The sequence below is a fragment of the Amycolatopsis keratiniphila subsp. keratiniphila genome, from assembly GCF_001620365.2.
GTDB classification, from domain to species: Bacteria; Actinomycetota; Actinomycetes; order Mycobacteriales; family Pseudonocardiaceae; genus Amycolatopsis; species Amycolatopsis keratiniphila.
In genome coordinates this window covers 1-2,364 of record NZ_LQMT02000046.1, presented here as the reverse complement: position 1 = coordinate 2,364, position 2,364 = coordinate 1, and the positions used below count along the sequence as shown (strand labels likewise).

General features: G+C 66.2%; 2 protein-coding genes. Both read right to left on the bottom strand.

Annotated features, from left to right (window positions below; translation table 11 throughout):
* Window positions 1–87 precede the first annotated feature (87 nt).
* On the bottom strand, window positions 88–1,782 hold the full coding sequence (locus AVR91_RS40490; protein WP_063277363.1) for a hypothetical protein: 1,695 nt from the start codon (window positions 1,780–1,782) through the stop codon (window positions 88–90).
* A gap of 182 nt (window positions 1,783–1,964) precedes the next feature.
* Window positions 1,965–2,189, bottom strand: coding sequence for a PspC domain-containing protein (locus tag AVR91_RS40485; protein ID WP_007033414.1), 225 nt, complete (start codon window positions 2,187–2,189; stop codon window positions 1,965–1,967).
* Between the last annotated feature and the right edge of the window lie 175 nt (window positions 2,190–2,364).

Below are 2,364 nucleotides of genomic sequence, written 5' to 3'. Positions count from 1 at the left end.
CCCAAATCCTCCACGCTCGACACGCCGTCGTTTTGGCTGCTGGTGCACCTGGGGCGAACCGGGCGATCACGGACTTCGGGCCGGTAGCTACCGTTGCCCGTCCACCGCGTACTTGCCGCCCTGCTTCCGGCGGTCCGTCTCGTACGGATCGGTGGAGTTCGGCTCCGAAGGCTTCCTCGGCTCGAGGCCGGTCCGGTCGGTACCGCCCGCCTCCGTGGCGGGATTCTCCCGTTCGACCGTCTCGGGATTGGGATCGATCTTCCCCCGGTCCTTGTTGGCGCTTTCCCAAGCGGCGAACAGCTTCTTGAGGTCTTCGGAAAGCTCGCCGTCGATCCGCGCGTAGGCATCGGCCGCCTTCCTGAGCTGCTCACCGGCGAGCAAGAAACGCGCGCAGCTCGTCCTCATGAACTGCTCGACGGCGTCGCGGATCTCCAACGTCGTGTCGTCGCCCGTGCACGTCTGCTCGTCGCGGCCCGCGAGGTGCCGGTCGGCGCCGTCGGCCTCGGCCAGGATCCCCAGTTGTGCCGAATAGGCTTCGGCCGCTTCGAAGCAGGTCTGCGCCACTCGCAACAGGAAGTGGACCTCGACCCTGACCCCTTTGTACTTCGCCCGGTCGGTCTGGTTCGGCAGCGTGTTCGCGGTGAGGTCGTAGAGCTCCAGCTCGTAGCTGTGCACCCCCGCGATCGCCTTCTGCAGGGCCAGCACGTTCGAGCCGAAGTCGGCTTCGAGACCGGACAAGGCGTTGTGCTCGTCCTGGATCGAAGTGGTGAGCTTCTGCAGGATGTCCTGGAGGGACATGGCGTCCTGTTCGACGGTGAGTCCCTTGATGATCCCGCCGGCGAAAACGGCAAGGTCGAGGACGGCGCCGACCGGGCCGAGAACCTTCCCGCCCGCCTCGTCGACGGTCTTCACGACCTTGCTGAGTTTCGCCCCCGCGGACAGCAGATTGGTCGCGATCCCGTGCAGTGTTTTCGCCCCGTCGACCTTCTCCAGGATCGAGTCCGCGGTGAAGACCTTGAGAGTGACCTTTTCGTCCAGCTTCTTGGTGGCCCAGTTGAGCCGTTTGATGATGTTGAGCCGGGTCGCCTGGATGGTCGCGGCGCGGGCGGAGTAGAGCGTGGACAGGCTGGCGAGGATGAGTGACTGGTGCGCCATGGTCGGCGCGATCGAGGCGAAGAATCCTTCACGGAAGGCTTTGGCGGCGAGTCCGGTCCACTCGATGAACCATTCCTCGTTCGCGCTGGTCGTACCGGCCAGCCATTCGACGTTCCGGACGACCACGCCCTGACCGAGCAGCTCGGCCACCCGCCCGTTCTTGTCGTGGAAGCCGAGGTTGCCGGCGACGTTCAGGAACGTGTTGTGGGCGGCCTCCAGCTTCGCGAGGTCGGGCCCCTCCAGCTGCGGGACGAACTTGGCGAACTCCTGCCGCCGGTTCCAGGCCAGCCGCTCGATCTGCGCGAGGTTCCGTTCGACGTGGCACTCGACGTTCCTCTGGGTCTGCGGGTTCCAGCCGTCGCAGTGGACGTCCTTGTAGTGGCCGTGCATACCGTCCATGACCCAGGTCAGGTATCCGCAGAAGTCGTCGGCGCCAGAGAGGTGGCCGTAGGATTCGGCGGGCCACTGCCAGGCCCAGGGTTCCGCGGAGCACGGCACGGCGGGCGAGAGCCGTGTCATGGCGTCGACGGCGTCTTCCATCCAGCGCTTGGTGAGCGCCTGGTGGAAGTCGTCCAGCGCGCCGTCGAGCATCCGCTTGTACTCGCTGAGGCTCAGATACTTGGCCATGGAGGCCCCCGCTTCCCACTCCCTGTGACAAAGTCAGAGGAAGTGTAACGGCGAAGGCGCGCTCTCGCGGCAGAACTCCGGAAAAGCGAGAAGCCCGGGCCTCCCCGAGCCCGGGCTTCCCACCTTTGTCCCCCTGCCAACGTCAGATCGCGTTTAGCGGGCTAAACGCGATCTGCCCCCGTTCAGGATTCGCCCGGCTGTTCCGGAGTCAGAAGCCAGGCGGCGGCGTAGAGCGGGATCGCGAATCCGGCGGTGAAGAAGACGCCGGCCACGAGGGCGATGCGCAGGATCGCTGCGTCGACGCCGAGGTAGGCGGCCCAGCCGCCGGCGACGCCCGCGAGCATCTTGTCGGTGCGGCTGCGGTAGAGCTTCTTGGTGGCCTGGGGGGTGTACACGCTGTTCGTCATGGCTCAATATTGGCTCCGGAACGACCCCCGGCACATCGGGGAACGGCCCCGACCCGACCCTGGAATCCGACCCTGAGGGGCCGAAAACCGGATGCCTGGCGTCCTGCTCGCGGAGTACGGCTTCGACACGAAGTTCGCCATGCACATGGTGCGGCTCGGCGAGCTGGTGCGCGCC